Source organism: Pseudomonas sp. P9_31 (assembly GCF_034008235.1).
GTDB lineage: Bacteria > Pseudomonadota > Gammaproteobacteria > Pseudomonadales > Pseudomonadaceae > Aquipseudomonas.
In genome coordinates this window covers 3,766,755-3,784,838 of sequence record NZ_CP125375.1, presented here as the reverse complement: position 1 = coordinate 3,784,838, position 18,084 = coordinate 3,766,755, and the positions used below count along the sequence as shown (strand labels likewise).

Here is an 18,084-nt window from a genome sequence, read left to right as displayed (position 1 = left end):
ATCGCCCCGATTTTTTCCGAGATCACGACTGGCCGCTTTGAACCGTGGAGGATTGCCCTCTCCCTGGCAGGAGAGGGCAGGCCCACCTTATGTGTGATGAATCTCCCGATCTTTGGTTTCCGGCAGGAAGAAGGTGCCGAGAATGGCCGTCATCACGGCGATGACGATGGGGTACCACAGCCCGTAATAGATATCACCCGTGGCCGCGACCATGGCGAACGCCACCGTGGGCAGGAAGCCGCCGAACCAGCCATTGCCGATGTGGTAGGGCAGCGACATCGAGGTGTAGCGGATGCGCGCCGGGAAGAGTTCCACCAGCCAGGCGGCGATCGGGCCGTAGACCATGGTCACGTAGATCACCAGGATGGTCAGGAGCAGTAGCACCATCGGGTAGTTGGTCTTGGCCGGGTCGGCCTTTTCGGGGTAGCCGGCGTCCTTGAGGGCGGTGCTGAGGGTGGCGACGAAGGTGTCGTTGCGGGTCTTGAAGTCGGCCGCCGGCATGCCGGTGCCCTCGAAGCTCGGGATCACCTTGTCGCCGATGCGGACCTGCGCGACGGCACCCGGCTCAGCCTTCTCGTTCTTGTAGGGTATGGCCCTCTTCGCCAGCACGGTCTTGGCGAGGTCGCAGGAGCTGGTGAATTTGGCCTTGCCCACCGGGTCGAACTGGAACGAGCACTGGCCGGGGGCGGCGATCACCGTGACCGGGTTCTTCTCCTGCGCGATGAACACATCGGGGTTACCGTATTGGGTCAACGCATGGAAGATCGGGAAGTAGGTCAGCGCCGCGAGGATGCAGCCGGCCATGATGATCCCTTTGCGGCCGATGCGGTCGGACAGGCTGCCGAATATGACGAAGAACGGCGTGCCGATCAGCAGCGAGCCGGCGATCAGCAGGTTGGCGGTCTGCGGGTCGATCTTGAGCGTTTGCAGCAGAAAGAACAGCGCATAGAACTGCCCGGTGTACCAGACGACGGCCTGGCCGGCGGTACCGCCGAGCAGGGCCATGATCACAATCTTGAGGTTTTCCCAGCGAGCGAAGGATTCGGTCAGCGGCGCCTTGGAGGACTTGCCTTCTTCTTTCATCTTCAAGAACACCGGCGACTCGCTGAGTTGCAGGCGGATGTACACCGAGACGATCAGCAGCAGGATCGACAGCAGGAAGGGAATCCGCCAGCCCCAGGCCTCGAAAGCTTCGGTGCCAAGGATAGTGCGGCAGGCGAGGATCACCAGCAGTGAAAGGAACAGGCCAAGGGTCGCGGTGGTTTGAATCCACGAAGTGAAATAGCCACGCTTGCCTTTCGGTGCATGCTCGGCCACGTAGGTCGCCGCGCCGCCGTATTCACCGCCCAGGGCCAGGCCTTGCAGCAGGCGCAGGCTGATCAGGATGATCGGCGCCGCCACGCCGATGGTCGCGTAACCGGGCAGAAAGCCCACGACGGCGGTGGAGATACCCATGATGACAATGGTGATGAGGAACGTGTGCTTGCGCCCGATCATGTCGCCCAGTCGGCCGAACACGATGGCGCCGAAGGGGCGTACGGCGAAGCCCGCGGCGAACGCGAGCAGCGCGAAGATGAAGGAGGTTGTTTCATTGACGCCGGCGAAGAAGTGCTTGGCGATGATCGCGGCGAGGGAGCCGTAAAGGTAGAAGTCGTACCACTCGAACACGGTGCCCAGGGACGAGGCGAAAATGACCTTACGCTCCTCCTTGGTGATCCCGTGGTGGGGCGCGCTTCCCGTGGTTGCATTGTCAATTGCGGCCATGAGTCTTCTCCGTCTTGCACTTGTTATAGGCCGGAGTACCTCACTAGCATTTGCCGCACCCAGGCCCTAGGGCTGATGTCGTCGGACTACGAGTTGCGCGAAGCATGGAAACAGGCTGACGGTCTCGCATTTCTGCAAGGTTTCTTGAAGCATAATCGGCTTCCCGCAGATATCCACTCACCATCCTGTTCAAACCCATGCTGACGCGCTGTTGAAGGGCTATCCAGAGCGGCGAGATCGCACCCGAAGCGTCTGGGTGGCGCCCCGCTGATGCTTTTTTCGGGGCGATCGCCTTGGCCGGGCTGCGCTCGGCAGCACCGGAGACGCGATCTGGTGGCAATGCTGCCGGCGCACTGCCATCGCGATCCGGCGCATCGATGGTTGCGGGCGTTCATTGTGAATTCGGTGTGAATCGCGCCGTCTGTACTTCGTCAGCGCGGCGTTAGTATTTTTCCATTCTCCCATCATTCCCCTTGAAAAGAATCGGTCTAAAAAGCCCGGCCCGGGCTTCGAACGATTTGCTATTCTGAACATGTAGGTGAAGACGCAGACTGATGCGCAAAGGGATAGCGAGGAAGCGTGGGGCGCGCTCCCAAGGGTACACGGTTAGAAAGATCTCCGCGCTGAGATCCAGCCCTTATGCCGTGTGAGGCAGAACAGCCTAAAGCTAAAAATCCTGTTCTGTGAGAGGCCCGATAAACCTTGTAAGCCAGAGACCAGCACTGGCCACCTACTCGATTTTCAAAGCCCGCCTTGTGCGGGCTTTTTCGTGTTCGCGGGGAGCTAATCCATCATGCGATCTGTAGCCGCTGGCGCAGTCTGCGTTCGGCTACGCAGCCGTCGTGAGTCCGACTGACGAGGTCTGCCTGAGGTGAAACGCGCGCAACGATCGGCTCGTTGCGCGCGCAGGTTTTACTGGGCGAGGAAGTCGAATGTCCAGAGACCCTCGGCACGGCTGACGGTCACGTCCACTTCAGTTGCGGTGATGGGCGCGACATACCGGGTCATGTCAGAGAAGTTCTGCACGATGTAGGTCTGCCCAGTCATCGGTGGTGTTGCCACCATAAAGTAGAAGTTCGGCTCGTATTCGAAGCTCACGGTCATGCTTGAATCCACTTGGGGCATGGTGACCACCGGCCGGCCATTGACATACCAGTTGCTGTCGAACTGGATGTACGGATTGGTCTTGTTGATGACACCACACTGTTGCGGAGTGAGCTTTTGCTGAGCCAGGGAAGCTGAAGCCGGTTCCAGGTAGGGCGACAGGCCGTTGGGGCTGACCGCCTGGAGCAAGCTCCCGGGGTTGATGGTGCGACGGCCGGAAATGATGGTGTTGCTAATTTTTTCGCCCAATGTAGTCACATCGGTTTCGATCTGAGCCTCGTAGTCGAACGATTCGGTAGAGCCGGCAGAGCCTGTCAGGATCTGCCAGGCATGAATCCGATAGTCACGCTGAGGCTGTTGCGGTTTGAGAAACACCAGCACGGTCTTGCCTTCCATATCGTCGACAGCGAAGTTGACATTGAAAATAGTCATCGTCCTTCTCCTTGTTCCCTGTTGAAGCCGCAGCAAAACGCCATGGCTTGTATCTCCAGACGGGATTTGAAGCGCCTTGTGAAACATCTTTTTCTACGACTCTGAATGGCATTTCACAACGTCAGGGGGGGCTGCGTCCTGACAGTGGGGCATCCCGCCCCGATGTCAGAAAGGAGTCTCATCATGCATACCCTCCATGCAATCGCTGCTGGCGTGGCGACTTCGCTATTGAGTTTGTCCGCGGCAGCGCAGATCAATTGTGCCGCTGGCGCGGCCGGAGTCAATCCAGTGCCGGTGCAAGTCAGCAACGCGGCCATTCCCAACAGCCGGGTCAACCCGCAGATCAACCAACGGCACATCTTCTGCGGCGAGATCAATGCAGCAGGCAACGCCGTCGGGTTTCATTCCCGGCCCGCCGGCCATGATCCAAGCCTGGGCAATGGCCCGATGGCCCCCCTGGCGGCACGTACAGTCGGTGCGCTGGTTTATATCGTGCCCCCTGGCCTGAATAACCCGCAGCCGTATCGCTACATGAACAACGGCGTGCAGGTTTTCAATACGGTGGCGAATGCCTGGCAGGCCAAGGTCGGACCATCGACCTTTTTCCCGGAAAGCTGTACGCAGCAGGAGGTTGTGGCGTCAATTCGTTATGCCTACATGCACCTCCAGAGCGCGGTCACCCCGCCTCCGGTGGCTGCCTTTTACGGGCCTTCGGCGCCTTACCTCAATGCGCCTGGTTACTGCGTCGGCGAGAACGGTTATCCCTTCACCGTTAGCGGTTATCTGAACAATATAGGCGGCCTCTGGTGGGTCAACACGGCCTTTCCGATAGCCAGCTTTTAACGTCGAACGCCTGCCTCGTCATACGAGGCAGGCGTTGTTTTCGATAGCACTGCGATTATTGAAGAGAACGGCGGATCATTAAAATCCCTCCCCATCCTCGCCGAATGTACCCAGCAATACGCGCAGTTGTTGCCGCGCCAATTGCACACGCTTACGCGCATTCGACTCACTGATCTCCAGCGTGCCGGCCATGCTTTCGTATTCCGCGCCGTCAATACAGCGCAGCTCAAGCGCTTTGGAGAGCGAAGCCGGTAGTCGCTCGATGGCGACATTCAATGCTTCAAGGGTTTCCAGCACAAGGGCGGTGCGCTCGGGACCGTAGTGCAACGGCTGCCAGGTCACGCTTTCATACAGGTCGTGATCCAGCCATTCGAGGCTGCAGGTGGCCGGTGTTTTGCGCATCCGGTCGATACAGAGGTTGGACGTTACACGCCTGAGCCAGGCTTGAACGTTATCAATTGCGGTCAACCGCTCAGGTTCTTTGCGGAACAGATTGAACAAATGCAAACGCAGTTCACTGAGGGCGTCTTCAGCATCCTGCGGGCTTCGGGTCAACTGCCGACATCGTTTGCGCATGATTGCTTCGTTGTCTATCAGAAATATCCATATTGCCCTCTGCAAAGTATCCAACCTGATGTTGCATGGGCTTACTTCCATGTACCTCGCCATAATCGTTCCTTGATCGATCGCGACGCCAGCACTGGAAGGCTCCGTACCTGGAGCAATCAGTCATCTGGCCGGAACATGCAGGACGAAGTAGCTCGGGGTTTGTGACGCGGGGTCATGGAAATACAAAAAAAGGAGGGGGAATCAGGCGCTACGCAGAGCGAGGTGTGAGGGCGTGGGCCAGGGACACCCAACCGATTGTGTTTATGCGCGTGCTTGGCTAATCTCGCATAAACACGCAAAAACAGGCATAACCATGTAAGCCGAGCATTCCTCAGCCGAACTCCCCCAGCTGCGCCGCCAGAAAATCCTCCTGATCCTCGAACGCGACGGCAAGGTCATGGCCGGCGAGCTGAGCCAGCATTTCGCCGTGTCCGAAGACACCATTCGCCGGGACCTATCGGAGCTGGCCAGCGCCGGGCTGGTGCAGCGGGTGCACGGCGGGGCGCTGCCGCGGCCCAAGGACACGGGCAAGGATTACTTCACCCGGGTCAGCGAAACCGATGAGGTGAAAACCCGCCTGGCCCAACTGGCCGCACGCCGGGTCAAGGATGGCCAGATCGTGATTTTCGATTCCGGAAGCACCACGCTGCAGATCGCGCGCTCGCTGCCCTGCGACATTGTCATCACGGCCATCACGGCCTCGCCAATGATCGCGATCACCCTGGCTGAATACAAAGGCATCACGGTGATCGTCGCCGGTGGTCAGCTCAACCCCGCAACCATGTCTTCCAGCGGGCATGAAGCCCTGCGACTGATCGAGGGCATCAAGGCCGACCTGGTGTTCACCGGCGTTTGCGCCATTCATCCGGAAGTCGGCCTCAGCTCGCTGCATTTCGATGAGGTGCCGATGAAACAGGCGATGCTCGCCAGTGCCTCCCACGTGATTGCCGTCACCACCGCAGACAAACTGGGGGCGGTGGAACCCTTCGTGGTGGCGCCTTGCAACCGGGTGCATACGCTGATCACCGAACGTCATGTGGCCTCGGGTAACGTCGAGGATTACCAGAAACTGGGGATCGAGGTGGTACAGGCAGACGCTTGAGCGTCATCGCAGCTCAGCTGCATGGGTTACGCTGATAGCAGCGACGGGAGGAATGCAGCCATGACTGAGCGCCATATGATCCACTCGGAAACGCTGTCGAACGGATGCAGCATTGAGGTTAAAACCAAGATACTGAGAGACGGCTCGCTGGAGATGTTCATCGGTGTTTACCGGCCGGACGGCTCGGTCATTGTTGAGGACAAACACCCGTCGCCGCATCTGCTGGACATGGAAGCTGCGATGGACTGGGCCATCGAAAAAGCGAGGACCATCGGTAACAGCCAAAGAACGCTGTAACGCCCGGCGATAACTGAATCATTGATCGGCAGGAAGGTCGTACCTATGGGTTTGAACGCACTGCGATTGAATTCGCTGTAGCGTCACCTCATCCCCGCAGCCCTGACCTTTTAGGACGTTCAAATGAAGCGCACCGCGATAATGACCCTGGCCATTGCAAGTACTCTCCTGCTGGGAGGCTGCTGGCCTTACTGGGAAGAGGGAGACAGGTACGATCGGGATCACCGTGAATACCGTCGCGACCATGACCGTGGCTATGATTACCGTGATGATCGAGGGTATGACCGCGATTACGATCGTCGTGATGATCGCCGTCGACACCGCAACCGCGACGACAATGACAACCAGGGCGACGATTGACGCTTGATCGCCCGGCTTCAGAGCGGGGTCATTACCGCTCTGAACCTCCTCCTGAGGAATAACCATGCGAATGCTGACCGGGCCTATTGCTGCGCCCCTCACTCAATGGCTGATCGCGGCGGGTATCGGCCTGACTGCCATGGTGTTCAATGCGCAGGCACAAACCCCACCTCAAGCCACTCAGGAAATAAACGGCTTGCTGGACTTTGTCGAGCACAGTGAGTGCCGGTTCGTGCGCAACGGAAGCGAATACCAAGGCCCTCAGGCTCGGGCGCATCTGGAGAAGAAGCTGGAGTATCTGGAAGAACAGGACAGGGTGAACAGCGCAGAAGACTTCATTGAACTGGCGGCCACCCAAAGCAGCATGAGTGGCCGCGCCTATGAAGTGCGCTGTCCGGCCGGCATGCAACCGGCCAGCCTCTGGCTGAAGACCGAGCTACAGCGGCAACGGCAACGTCATTGATTGTCTTGTCGGGCGCTAGCGCAGCAGTTGCACCACCAGCCCAATCAGTCACTGGCGATTCCTTTTTCAAAAGGCGGTTCAGGCCTTCACGGCGTACCAAACATCGCCGTCCAGTAAATGCCCGCGTCACTCTTCGGGTCCACCGCATAGGCTGCACCCAGTTCGCGAAATTGTGGGTTCATCAGGTTGGCGCAATGGCCCGGGCTGGCCAGCCAGCCATCCACCACCTTGCGCACGGTGTCTTGCCCGGCGGCGATGTTCTCACCAACTTGCTGGCCGGCGTAACCCGCCAATTCGGCCCGATCACCCGGCGTGCGGCCGTCGCGGTCCTTGTGATCGAAGAAGTTATGGTTGGCCATGGCCCGGCTGTGGGTCTCGGCTGCGGTCCCCAGCGTGGCGTTCCAGGTCAGCGGCGTCGTGGCGGTAAAGGATTGGGCACCGCACTGGCGCGCTTGCGTGCGGGCGCTATTCATCGCTTCGAGCAGTTTTTGGCCCTCCGCCTGCCAGTCGCCAAGGCGCCCGGTCAACAGCGGACGCGCCAGCACGATGCGCCACTCACGGCCGTCCCGGCTGACGCCGACGTCGACGAATTGCGGGTCCAGCACCACTTGGCAGAAGCTCTCCTGAATCGCCTTCATGGCGGACGGTGCATCACGCGGGCCGGACAAGCTGATTGCCTGCACATTGACCATCGGATAAGCCGCTCGGGCCAGCGCCTGCTGCAAGTCGCCAATGCTGTTGGCGGACAGGACCAGACGCGGATCGTTCGCCAGCGGCGGCAGTTCAGAAGACGCCTGGCCGCCGCAGCGCTGCACCTGGCTGCGGTAAACGTTGATTGATTCGACCAGTTGCTTTTCATCGGCCGCCGACGCGGTGACGCTGAACACCAGCCCGAATGACAACGCGGCAAGATGCAAAATGGATGACAGGCTGCGCATGAAAATCTCCCTTGAATGGACTAGGGGGGCGTTCTCAATTGGTTTCGCGGCGGGGAAACTCGTTGAGAACGCCGCCTTCGCCCATGATGCGCGATTTCCCCCCTCTCGACGCAATGCCTTTTCGCCTCGACATGCCGTTTCTTGTCAGGCGGTGGGAATGACTTGCGACGACTACAATCTACCCAGGTCAGTGCTACAACGACGCCGTTTCATTGCTCAGGCCGGTTTCATCGGAAGGGTCGATCATGCGATTAAAATGGGTAGCCACCGGTTACGCAATCATCCTTCTGTGCGGGCAAGTGTTGGCGACCGATCAAGAGCAAAAGCAGGAAGTGGCCGAAGACAAGGCGCAGGTCCTGGAGCAGAAAGCGGCGGAGAAGGGCAGTGAAGTTCCGGTGCCCAAGTCCGAGACCATCACCACCTCTGAAGCGCAGGCAGTCGATCCGGCAGGCGCCGCGCCGCTGGACGATGCCATTACGTGCCTTGCACGCAGCATCTATTGGGAAGCCAAAGGGGTGACAGATGCCGACATGGAAGCTGTGGCCAGCGTGGTCATGAACCGGCTGGGCCATGAGGGTTTTCCGGATACGGTGTGCGCCGTGGTCAAGCAAGGTTCTGAAAAGCATGCCTGCCAGTTTTCGTGGTGGTGCGACGGGCGTTCGGATCAGGTCAAGGAGGACGACGAATATGTCCTCGCCAAGGAAATCGCGCGCAAGGCACTCAACAAGCAGCTCACGGACCGCACCCATGGTGCTTTGTATTTCCACGACAGAACGGTGAAGCCAGACTGGGCGAAGGAGTACACCAAGACGGCCGAGACCCGGAAGTTTCTGTTTTATAAACCTGGTGGCGGGACGGCAAGGTAGGTGGGAAACGCCACGGTTATGGTCTGCTTGGCGCACAAGAAATTTGATGGGGCTTCACCCGCCAGTCAGTTAAGCCGCAGAACCTGTGGGGGCGGGCTTGCTCGCGAAGACGGCGGCACAGTCAACATTGATGTCTACTGGCACACCGCTTTCGCGAGCAAGCCCGCTCCCTCGGGGAATTCGCTTAACTGCCTGGTATTCGGGCTTGCCCGTGCTTTTTTACGGTTTCTTTACGGTAGATATTCTCCCCCGCGACGATACTTGCCGCGTTTTTTTGATCATCGACAGGCCTGCACGCCTTCGTCCCTTGGTTGACCTGAGGGGTTCAGCGTCGTTGTTTCTCTGGGGCAGTGACCTTTTGCCGAACGGCATGACAACGCAATGGGCTAATCTCATTATCAAGTTGTTGGAGCTCATGGCCGCCGAGTCGAAACGCCAACCCCGTGACCCCGCAACCCCTCTTTCCCGAAGGGGCATGCAATTTCTTCCTCTCAATTTCAGAGAAGTTATCCGTGAGTGAAACAGCGATCCCTGCCCAAGAAGAAACCCATTCCAGAACCTCGGGAGTGGGTTTGCTCGTCGCCGCGGTGGGCGTGGTTTATGGGGATATTGGCACCAGCCCGCTTTACACCCTCAAAGAAGTGTTCGCCGGTCACTACGGTGTCCAGGCTAATCACGACGGTGTGCTGGGCATTCTGTCGTTGATCTTCTGGTCACTGATCTGGGTCGTCTCGATCAAGTACGTGCTGTTTATCCTGCGCGCCAACAACCAGGGCGAGGGAGGCATCATGGCTTTGACGGCATTGGCACGTCGGGCCGCGGCACCGTATCCCAAAATGAGCCGGGTGCTGGTATTGCTCGGCCTGTTTGGCGCGGCGCTTTTTTACGGGGACAGCATGATCACCCCGGCCATCTCGGTACTCTCTGCGGTTGAAGGGCTACAGCTTGCGTTCGATGGCATTGAGCATTGGGTCGTTCCGCTGTCAGTGGTCATCCTGGTAGCGCTTTTCCTGATCCAGAAACATGGCACGGCGCGTATCGGCATTCTGTTCGGCCCGGTCATGGTGCTGTGGTTTGTGGTGTTGGGCGCACTCGGTATTCACGGCATCCTGCAACGCCCGGAAGTGCTGCAAGCGCTCAATCCTGCTTGGGCCGTGCAACTTTTTGTGGTTCATCCGGGCATTGGCGTGGCCATTCTGGGGGCCGTGGTGTTGGCATTGACCGGTGCTGAAGCGCTGTATGCCGACATGGGCCATTTTGGTCGCAAACCGATTGCGCGTGCCTGGTTCATCCTCGTGCTCCCGGGCTTGGTACTCAACTACTTTGGCCAAGGCGCGCTGATCCTCGAGAACCCGGAAACAGTACGTAACCCGTTCTATCTATTGGCACCTGGCTGGGCGCTGCTGCCGATGGTCGCACTGTCGACACTGGCCACCATCATCGCCTCCCAGGCGGTGATTTCCGGGGCCTTCTCACTGACTCGCCAGGCCATCCAGCTGGGTTATGTGCCTCGGATGTTTATCCAGCACACCTCCAGTCAGGAGCAGGGGCAGATTTACATCGGCATCGTGAACTGGGCGCTGATGGTTGGCGTCGTGTTGCTGGTCATCGGTTTTGAATCGTCCAGTGCGTTGGCGGCGGCTTATGGCGTGGCGGTGACGGGGACCATGCTGATTACCACCATTCTGTCCTCGGCCGTCGTATTGCTGCTGTGGAAAACCCCTCGTTGGCTGGCCATTCCGATGCTGTTGGGTTTTCTCATAGTGGACAGCCTGTACTTCGCCGCCAACGCGTCGAAGATCTTCCAGGGCGGTGCATTCCCAGTGATTGCCGGTATTGCCCTGTTCATTTTGATGACCACCTGGAAACGCGGTCGAAAGATCATGGTCGAGCGACTGGACGAAACCGCTCTGCCTCTGCCGTTGTTCATCAGCAGCATCGGCTCGCAACCACCTCATCGGGTGCAGGGGACCGCGGTATTTCTGACGGCCAGGACTGATGCGGTGCCTCATGCCCTGTTGCACAACCTGTTGCATAACCAGGTGCTGCACGAGCAGGTGGTGTTGCTCACCGTGGTGTCCGAAGACAGCCCGCGTGTGGCGGCGGATCGGCGATTCGAGATCGAGGCTTATGGTGAGGGGTTCTTTCGCGTGAGTTTGCACTTCGGCTTTATAGAGGAGCCCGACGTACCGCTGGCGTTGAGTCTGTGCCATTTGAAAGAGCTGGATTTCAGTCCGATGCGCACCACGTATTTCCTTAGCCGCGAGACGGTCATTCCGACCAAGCGTATCGGCATGGCCCGTTGGCGCGAAAGCCTGTTCGCGTTTTTGCTGAAGAACGCCAACAGCAACCTCAAATACTTCAAGTTGCCGCTCAATCGCGTGATCGAGCTGGGCACGCAGGTTGAGATGTAAGCGCAAATCCATGTGGGAGCGGGCTTGCTCGCGAAACCGGTGTGTCAGACAACGATGATGTCGACTGACACTCCCTCTTCGCGAGCAAGCCCGCTCCCACAGGTTCTGCACCAAACCTTTAGCCTTGAAGCGCTTCCATCAGTACCTGCACCCATTGACCGCCGTTCATCGTTTGCGGCAAATATCATGTGAATTCACGATGACATTTTTGCCGAGCTTCTATACTGAATTTCGCAGAGGCACGCGTCACCGCAACTCAGCGGGCCTCGTGAGCGCAGTTCAGCCGTCAACATGAAGTCGTGAGCTGCAAAGGATTGCGATCGGTGTGACGACACAGTCGCCACCCCAGCGAAATGCTGCAAGGGAGGGTGCGTTCATGAACACGGCTCGACAAGATGTCGCGACACTTGGCTCCGGATGGAACAAAGTCTTGCTCAACTATGCGCTGGCAATGCGCGAACTGGACAAGCTGCCGATAACCGATCGCAACAGTTGGAAGTTTCTGGGCGCCATCCACGGGTTCGATCGGCAATTGTGGATTGACGAGAACGTCCTCGGTGAGGACGACCCGATTCCGCAGGATCTCACCAACAAGACATACGGCAGTCAGTGCCAGCACGGCAGCTGGTACTTCCTTTCCTGGCACCGCGGCTATGTGTTTGCATTCGAGGCGATCGTCGCCGCGAAAGTGAAGGAGCTGACCGGCGAAGATTGGGCGCTTCCGTACTGGAACTACCTCAACAGCGGCAACCCGGATGCGCGGCGTGTTCCGGATGCTTTCCTGGAAGAAACCTTGCCCGACGGCAGCCCAAACCCGCTCAGCAAATATCCCCGTCGAGAGGGGTTGACTGCCTTGCGGCCGGGACCACGCGATGCGTTCAGCCTTGCCGCCATGGAAGAGAACGATTTCCAGGTCGGCAATGATGGAAGCATCGGCTTCGGCGGCGGAGTCACCGGCGATTTCGTTCAGTTCGCCCGCTGGACCGGCGATCTGGAGAACAACCCGCACAATACGGTGCATCGTCTGATCGGCGGCGACAGGGGGTTCATGGCCGATCCGTACCTGGCGGGCCTGGACCCGATCTTCTGGTTGCACCATTGCAACATCGACCGGCTCTGGGAAGCGTGGATGAACACGTCGGGCAAGACGATGGTTCACGATCCACGCTGGCTCAACGGTCCGGCTGACCGTACCTTCATCATGCCGGTGCCCGGCGGCGCGGCCCCTGGAATGAAGTTCTCCGGCCGCGACACACTGAAGGATGGCAAATTACACCGTAGCTATGCTGACTTGCGCATCGGCACCGGTGTAACACCTGGAGCAGAGGCTGTGGCACGGGTCAAAATGGGTGCGCCGGACCAACAAAGCATCGAACCAATCGGTGCCAATGCATCGGTCGTCAGGGTTGGCGGGGCGCCAGTGCGCACGCAGGTCGACCTCGACCAGCAAGCCACCACCGCCGGCATCGCCGCGATGGGCGCCATGGAGGCGGGCAAGGAGGTGACCCGGCTTTACCTGGCGCTTGAATCGGTGCGCGGCTCCGCGCCTTCTCCTCTTCTGGAGGTGTACGTCAATCTGCCGGAAGGCGTCGATCCGCAACTCCATCCCGAGTGCCATGCCGGCAGCCTGACGCTGTTCGGCCTGAACGTCGCCTCGCGGCCAGACGGCGGCCACGGCGGCAACGGGCTTGGCTATACGATCGACATCACCGAGCTGGCCCAGCGGCTGACGGATGCTGGCGACTTCGATCCAAACCATTTGCGTGTGACCCTCGTTCCGGGCGAGCAGATATCGGAAGCCAAGCCCGTGACGGTGGACCGAATCAGCGTTCTCAAGCGAAGTGGCGTCGTGAGTTGAGTACCCGCTCATGCAGCCAGGTTCGGTATTGCGCAACTTCACCCAGGCGCCCTGGCCGTTGCTTTTCGCGACGGCCGGGCTCGGTCTGGCCCTTTCGGTTTACAACGCCGGGAACGCTGCGCACCCTACCTTCTGCAGTTCCGTAGAGGGGCTGTCTATCGTCACGCTCTGGCCCACCGTGTTGGAGGCCGAGTTCGCCTTGAATCCACTGAACCGCCTGCTGGCTGACTGGGCGCTGATGCTTGTCGCGATGATGCCACCGCTTCTGGCGATGCCGCTCATGCATGTCTGGCGCTCCAGCCTGCCACGCAGACGCCTGCGCGCGTCAGTCGGGTTCTTGCTCGGTTACGGTTTGCTATGGATGGCCGCCGGACCGATCCTGACAGTACTCGCGCTGTTGTTGCAGTTCACCGTCGCAGAGGCTGCGCTTGCCGGTGCACTGCTCATTGCGACGCTGTGGAGTGCCAGCCCGTGGCACCGCGCGGCGCTCAATCGTGGCCACCGGATGCGGCGGATCGGTCTCTTCGGCTGGGCTGCCGACAGGGATTGCCTGATCTTCGGCATGACGCATGGGGGCTGGTGCATTGCTTCGTGTTGGGCCTGGATGCTGGTGCCACTGCTTGGCGGGGCGTGGCACATTCCAATCATGCTGTTTGCAGGTGCAATGATGCTGACTGAACGCCTCACCCCAGCCGATCGGCCGCGCTGGCGTTGGCCGGCGATTTTCCCCCGACTTGACCTCTACACTGTCCTCATTGCGCGAAAGGCGGCGCGCCCGCATGACTAGGCGGGCCTGTCTGGCGATCGGGGTCAGCACGCTGACCCCGACCTCAAACCAGGCGTTGCGCTTCGCGTACCTGGACGGAGCCGTGCTCGCCGCCCGTTCAATTGGCGACTGGGCGCTTGGCTCGGGCTTCGGTGCCAGCAACGTAAGAATCGTCGACGACGGCCTCGCTGGCGACATTCCAGTCACCCGCGAGCGGGTGCAGCAAGCGGTCGATGAACTGTTTCCGAGCGGGGCCGAGGTGGTCGAGCAGTTGATCCTGGCGTTTTGCGGTCATGGCCTCACCAGTGGGGATTTCGGCTCGATCTTGTGGCTGTTCAGCGATTCCCTGCGCTCGAAGTACTGTGTTGGGGCCGACCGGTTCTACGAGGAGTTGTTACTGCACGGCGTCCAGCGCATCACGCTGATTACCGATGCGTGTCGCGAAGCACCGAGGAATATCGAGCTGATGCGCCTTGATGCCGTGCGCGGGATCGTCGTGCAGGGCACGAAAGTTGACAGCCCCAGGTTTGATCACTTGGCCTCCTGCCAGGACGGACAGCTCGGTTATATGGTGTCTGATCCAATGTCCGGCGCTCCGGGCAAGTGTGTGTTTTCTGGCGTGATCGCCGACGCGCTCTGGGGCATCGAGCCGGCCGCCATCAGCGATGGTGTGATCACCACGGAGACACTGGGCAGATGCGTGCGGTCGCGCACCACCGAGCGCGCGAAAGAGTATCGCCTGAAGCTCAATCCGCAGTGCCTGGTCGATCCGGAACCGGCCGTGCTCTACAACACCGCAAGCCCCTTGCAGGGCGCTGCCGAGTTGCAGCCCTGGCCGCGTACGGGGAATGCCACCACCCAGGGCGCGGTCGAGGCGGCTGGCGCACCGGGTTCCGCCGAGCAAATTCTTGAGCGGGTGCATACCGACACGGATTTCCGGGAGCAAATTCTCGGCCCCGGTTTTGGCTTCAAGGGGCGTGATCTGGCGGTTCCAGCGGACCATTTCATCACCATCCCCGACGACAGTAAGGAACTGCTCCAGGATTTGTTTGAGCTGCGGCACCAGACCGCTCACACGCCTGAAAAAACGCAAAAGGCACAGGCGCTGGTTCATCGGCTTGAGGCAGATGCGGCTGCCGATGTCCGCAAGACCGCGGCTGGAGAGGTTCGGCGCAGGCTGGAGCAGGTCAACGATCCAGGCCGGGCGAACGTGATCGTCTGGGGCAATCAAGCGAGGATTTTGTCCCGGGAGCCGATCGAACGACTTGGCGCAACGCCCGGGTTCGAGACGTTCCGCATCAAGGGCGATCCGCAGGGGATGCCGGTGTTGGTCGAGTTGGCCGATGGCACATTTACACCGGTCGTTCCGTACGATGACCTGTACGCCGTCGTGGCACCCAGCACCGCCGGCGACGTTTTCCAGGCCTATGGCACGCGCAATGCTCCCGAGAGCTATCAAGGGATGCTCGGTTCAATCGACGATTTCGCCGCCGGCCGGCTTCGAGCCGACAGCATCGACCGGCTCGCCGCAGACCTGCGGAACCAAAAGCACGCTGATCCCATGCTGGGTGTGATCTGTGCCTACCTGTATCGTGCCGTTGCCGACTACGACAGCATCCGTCGCATGGCGTATTTTTATGTTGCCCATGGCCAGCCGGTGCCCTTTGACATCGCGCTACTCGGGGCGATGCAGGTGACCGTCGAGGTGAACGGCGCTCTGCAGTTACACGTGCCGGCCGTCAAGGAGCGCCAACCCCGACCGGATGCACCCGCGCTCCCTGACTACGTCATGCAAGCGACCCCGGCCGTGCAGGCCTGGATCGGTGGGCGATGCCCGTGGCTGGGATTGGGTTGGGACTATGTCAAAGACCCGCGACCGGAATGGGCTGCGCTCGTCGAAGGACTGGCCGACCATGCCGGGACGGTTCGTCGTAGTGGGTCGACGGTGTTGCCTGATAAGGCTGCGTATGAGCTTGCAGCGGTTTGGAAACTTCAGTTGCGTTGAGCGGGTTTTGGTGAGTTTTCTGAGGCCGTCTATGTTGTGTTTTTAACTTCGGCTTTCGGTGTAATAGATTCGAGGTCTCTGCTTCATCTCCTTCGGCTTACACAGAATTTAGTTGTGTTGCATCGACCGGTTGAATCCACAGCCGAAAGCGGACGTTCGATCCATCAAAGCGTAGGTGCACAAAATAAGCATCGAACGCTGCGGATTTTTGCTTTTTTAGCCCTCTCCCCTTGAATTCTCGCGAATTGGTTCTAGCTTTTCTGTGCACGCCTAGGAACCATGTCATCGGTTGCTAGCTGCCCCCCCCCTGAAAATTAACCACTTGGATATCGAGACAAGTATGTCAACTCACATCAAGCCAGGCCCAAAACCAAAACGTGATGACGGAAAGGATGACAGAAGACATCACGTTAACCCTCCAAACAAACCGAAACATCCGACACTACCGACGCACAAACCGGAAAATTAACAAGACTAAGGGAGTCGGGAGGGTTCCGTGGTTAGTTTGAAAGGAACCCTTACCGAAGCTCCATCAAACCGCCTCTAAAACGTTTTTACACAGCCTCGACCAGTTGCAAGCATTCGTTAGCCGAGGTCATGCCGAAATTAATCAGCAATGACAATGTCCCTATTTAAACTACACCTGAAATATCTGCTACTCTTGAAATGTCAACGTTTGGCTCTTTGTCTAGCTGGCAGTGCGTCGTGAAAATGAGAGCAAGGAGAATTTATTTAATGGAGGTTTGCTCGTGCCTGAATTAGCCGTCGATTTTGGTTTGTTTATTGCCTATCTGATTCCAGGGTTTCTCGCTTTTCTTGGTATCTGCTTTGTGTTCCCACCAGCAGAAAAGATATTGGCATCAGCCACGAAAGGGCAAGACCGACTAGGGGGGGTGTTTGCAATTATATGCTTTATAGTTTTGTCAGGAATGACCGCCAGCATTTGGCGAGCGGGCACCATCGACAGAAGTTTTGAATATGCCATTCCCTTATTTTGTTCGGTGTCGGCCCCTCAGGCGTGTGCCATTAAAAAAGTAGAGCCTGTCTATGCTGCTTTACTTCAAAAAGGAAGCATTGATGCTTATCTGTTGGCCGAAAAAAATGACAAAAGGCCTTATCAGTTTTATGGTAATACTTTAATCGCTGTTCTGATTTTATTTTCAGGATGGATTGTCCGAAATAGAAGGCATGGCAATGCTTCTAAGAGCACAAAAATTGTTGCAGTTATCGGTCTGATAGTTCTTGTTTTTACATTGTACCCTGCGGCCAGGCTTTCTCATTATAGATTTGTGTCGTCAGTAGCTCAGTTTAATTTTGGCGCAATGCCTAGTAATCACTAAAGCTGAACCAGTGTTTGGGGGTTTGCACATGTAGCGCTCTACTTTGTGAGGAGGCTGTTCTCAATTTGTCAGGCGGTGAGCTTCGTAGGTGTAGTGTGTTTTTTTGAAAAAATTTTTAATTTTCTATTCCAGGCATGAAAGGTGGGCGGTGCGTTTTACAGCGCTATGAATGAAGCAATTGAAATTACCTGGCTATTATTTTATTAGCCGTTGGAGGCAGCGCTGATGGAGCTGACACTGCTGCAGAGAAACAAGGATCGAGCGAAGTCGGTGAGAGTGTCCGTGGCGCGTTGTACGCTATTGGTCAGGATGCCGGCAACGTTTGGACCACTACCTCTCTATGCAAAATGATGCTCTATCTTTAACGGCTCCCACTTCGTCTGGAGTGATTAAATAGCAGATCAATTACATTTGGCGGCATCAGGCACGGACAAGGAGCGCTTCGATCAATGTATCGCAATGATTAAAGCCTATTATGATGCAATTGAAGCCCGTCTAGCACAGAATGGCACAGCGTATCTGGCTGCACTTGGATGGTTGCTTACTTCACCCCCAAGCAAGAGATGCATTAGTTGACTTCAAGGCGCTTTCACTAACCATAGTGATAGTGGTGCTAGTGTTTATTATGTACGCGCTCAATATATATCACTATTTAAAGCGCTGGCGAGAGACCCGAAATACACTGATGTCTCTCGGCTATCTTGAGCGAGAGTACTTTGCGCGCTATGAGCTTCCTAAGTACGCTTTTTACACTTACATGGCACCAGTCTTTGTACTGCTCGTATTTCTAGTAGTATTGCTTTTCTGGGTTCACTTCGAACTTATAGTCGCACCCGAATGTCCACTCCCGACCGTGAGCCATCCACCTCGCTAGGCAGAAAACGGTCCAGAGTGTGTAAAAAACGCAGGCACCGTTTTGTAGT

15 protein-coding genes are annotated in these 18,084 nt (G+C 58.0%); 11 read left to right on the top strand and 4 right to left on the bottom strand.

Annotated features, from left to right (window positions below; all coding sequences use genetic code 11):
• Window positions 1-87 precede the first annotated feature (87 nt).
• Both QMK51_RS16540 and QMK51_RS16535 read right to left on the bottom strand, forming a co-directional pair.
• Complete coding sequence (locus QMK51_RS16540; protein WP_320390939.1) at window positions 88-1,764, bottom strand: MFS transporter; 1,677 nt, start codon at window positions 1,762-1,764, stop codon at window positions 88-90.
• Between the two features lie 912 nt (window positions 1,765-2,676).
• Entirely contained in the window at window positions 2,677-3,300 is a 624-nt protein-coding gene (locus QMK51_RS16535; protein ID WP_320390938.1) for a hypothetical protein, read from the bottom strand.
• A gap of 183 nt (window positions 3,301-3,483) precedes the next feature.
• Between QMK51_RS16535 and QMK51_RS16530 the strand changes: the two genes are divergently transcribed.
• Window positions 3,484-4,143, top strand: coding sequence for an EndoU domain-containing protein (locus QMK51_RS16530; protein ID WP_320390937.1), 660 nt, complete (start codon window positions 3,484-3,486; stop codon window positions 4,141-4,143).
• 78 nt (window positions 4,144-4,221) lie between these two features.
• Here QMK51_RS16530 and QMK51_RS16525 read toward each other — a convergent pair whose 3' ends face one another.
• Entirely contained in the window at window positions 4,222-4,719 is a 498-nt protein-coding gene (locus QMK51_RS16525; protein WP_320390936.1) for an RNA polymerase sigma factor, read from the bottom strand.
• A 382-nt stretch (window positions 4,720-5,101) separates the two neighbouring features.
• On the opposite strand from QMK51_RS16525, the gene QMK51_RS16520 reads away from it, so the two are divergent.
• From QMK51_RS16520 to QMK51_RS16505, 4 genes are all read left to right on the top strand, one after another.
• Window positions 5,102-5,854 carry a DeoR/GlpR family DNA-binding transcription regulator gene (locus tag QMK51_RS16520; protein WP_320394531.1) on the top strand — a complete coding sequence of 251 codons (753 nt, stop codon included), beginning with the start codon at window positions 5,102-5,104 and terminating at the stop codon, window positions 5,852-5,854.
• A gap of 60 nt (window positions 5,855-5,914) precedes the next feature.
• Window positions 5,915-6,151 (top strand): hypothetical protein, encoded by a 237-nt coding sequence (locus tag QMK51_RS16515; RefSeq protein WP_258696208.1) that lies wholly within the window; start codon window positions 5,915-5,917, stop codon window positions 6,149-6,151.
• Between the two features lie 123 nt (window positions 6,152-6,274).
• Window positions 6,275-6,511: a hypothetical protein gene (locus QMK51_RS16510; RefSeq protein WP_320390935.1), complete on the top strand. Its 237-nt coding sequence runs from the start codon at window positions 6,275-6,277 to the stop codon at window positions 6,509-6,511.
• A 64-nt stretch (window positions 6,512-6,575) separates the two neighbouring features.
• Complete coding sequence (locus tag QMK51_RS16505) at window positions 6,576-6,974, top strand: DUF5329 domain-containing protein (RefSeq protein WP_320390934.1); 399 nt, start codon at window positions 6,576-6,578, stop codon at window positions 6,972-6,974.
• A gap of 86 nt (window positions 6,975-7,060) precedes the next feature.
• Here the strand turns inward: QMK51_RS16505 and QMK51_RS16500 are convergent, their stop codons facing one another.
• On the bottom strand, window positions 7,061-7,912 hold the full coding sequence (locus tag QMK51_RS16500) for a CAP domain-containing protein (RefSeq protein ID WP_320390933.1): 852 nt from the start codon (window positions 7,910-7,912) through the stop codon (window positions 7,061-7,063).
• 245 nt (window positions 7,913-8,157) lie between these two features.
• Here QMK51_RS16500 and QMK51_RS16495 point away from each other — a divergent pair, with 245 nt between their 5' ends.
• From QMK51_RS16495 to QMK51_RS16470, 6 genes are all read left to right on the top strand, one after another.
• Entirely contained in the window at window positions 8,158-8,778 is a 621-nt protein-coding gene (locus tag QMK51_RS16495) for a cell wall hydrolase (RefSeq protein WP_320390932.1), read from the top strand.
• Window positions 8,779-9,290: 512 nt separating this feature from the next.
• Entirely contained in the window at window positions 9,291-11,192 is a 1,902-nt protein-coding gene (locus QMK51_RS16490) for a potassium transporter Kup (RefSeq protein ID WP_320390931.1), read from the top strand.
• A gap of 376 nt (window positions 11,193-11,568) precedes the next feature.
• Window positions 11,569-13,050 carry a tyrosinase family protein gene (locus QMK51_RS16485; protein ID WP_320390930.1) on the top strand — a complete coding sequence of 494 codons (1,482 nt, stop codon included), beginning with the start codon at window positions 11,569-11,571 and terminating at the stop codon, window positions 13,048-13,050.
• 10 nt (window positions 13,051-13,060) lie between these two features.
• Complete coding sequence (locus QMK51_RS16480; RefSeq protein ID WP_320390929.1) at window positions 13,061-13,837, top strand: DUF2182 domain-containing protein; 777 nt, start codon at window positions 13,061-13,063, stop codon at window positions 13,835-13,837.
• Window positions 13,830-15,821, top strand: a complete 1,992-nt coding sequence (locus QMK51_RS16475) for a hypothetical protein (protein ID WP_320390928.1) — start codon at window positions 13,830-13,832, stop codon at window positions 15,819-15,821. The genes QMK51_RS16480 and QMK51_RS16475 overlap by 8 nt, the downstream gene beginning before the upstream one ends.
• 749 nt (window positions 15,822-16,570) lie before the next feature.
• Window positions 16,571-17,161: a hypothetical protein gene (locus QMK51_RS16470; RefSeq protein ID WP_320390927.1), complete on the top strand. Its 591-nt coding sequence runs from the start codon at window positions 16,571-16,573 to the stop codon at window positions 17,159-17,161.
• Window positions 17,162-18,084: the final 923 nt, after the last annotated feature.

Bases quoted from the DNA above. Each gene is read 5' to 3' on its own strand.
- QMK51_RS16480 (WP_320390929.1), top strand. From the start codon at position 13,061: ATGCAGCCAGGTTCGGTATTGCGCAACTTCACCCAGGCGCCCTGGCCG.
- QMK51_RS16510 (WP_320390935.1), top strand. From the start codon at position 6,275: ATGAAGCGCACCGCGATAATGACCCTGGCCATTGCAAGTACTCTCCTG.
- QMK51_RS16475 (WP_320390928.1), top strand. From the start codon at position 13,830: ATGACTAGGCGGGCCTGTCTGGCGATCGGGGTCAGCACGCTGACCCCG.
- QMK51_RS16485 (WP_320390930.1), top strand. From the start codon at position 11,569: ATGAACACGGCTCGACAAGATGTCGCGACACTTGGCTCCGGATGGAAC.
- QMK51_RS16535 (WP_320390938.1), bottom strand. From the start codon at position 3,300: ATGACTATTTTCAATGTCAACTTCGCTGTCGACGATATGGAAGGCAAG.
- QMK51_RS16530 (WP_320390937.1), top strand. From the start codon at position 3,484: ATGCATACCCTCCATGCAATCGCTGCTGGCGTGGCGACTTCGCTATTG.
- QMK51_RS16525 (WP_320390936.1), bottom strand. From the start codon at position 4,719: ATGCGCAAACGATGTCGGCAGTTGACCCGAAGCCCGCAGGATGCTGAA.
- QMK51_RS16495 (WP_320390932.1), top strand. From the start codon at position 8,158: ATGCGATTAAAATGGGTAGCCACCGGTTACGCAATCATCCTTCTGTGC.
- QMK51_RS16500 (WP_320390933.1), bottom strand. From the start codon at position 7,912: ATGCGCAGCCTGTCATCCATTTTGCATCTTGCCGCGTTGTCATTCGGG.
- QMK51_RS16515 (WP_258696208.1), top strand. From the start codon at position 5,915: ATGACTGAGCGCCATATGATCCACTCGGAAACGCTGTCGAACGGATGC.
- QMK51_RS16540 (WP_320390939.1), bottom strand. From the start codon at position 1,764: ATGGCCGCAATTGACAATGCAACCACGGGAAGCGCGCCCCACCACGGG.
- QMK51_RS16505 (WP_320390934.1), top strand. From the start codon at position 6,576: ATGCGAATGCTGACCGGGCCTATTGCTGCGCCCCTCACTCAATGGCTG.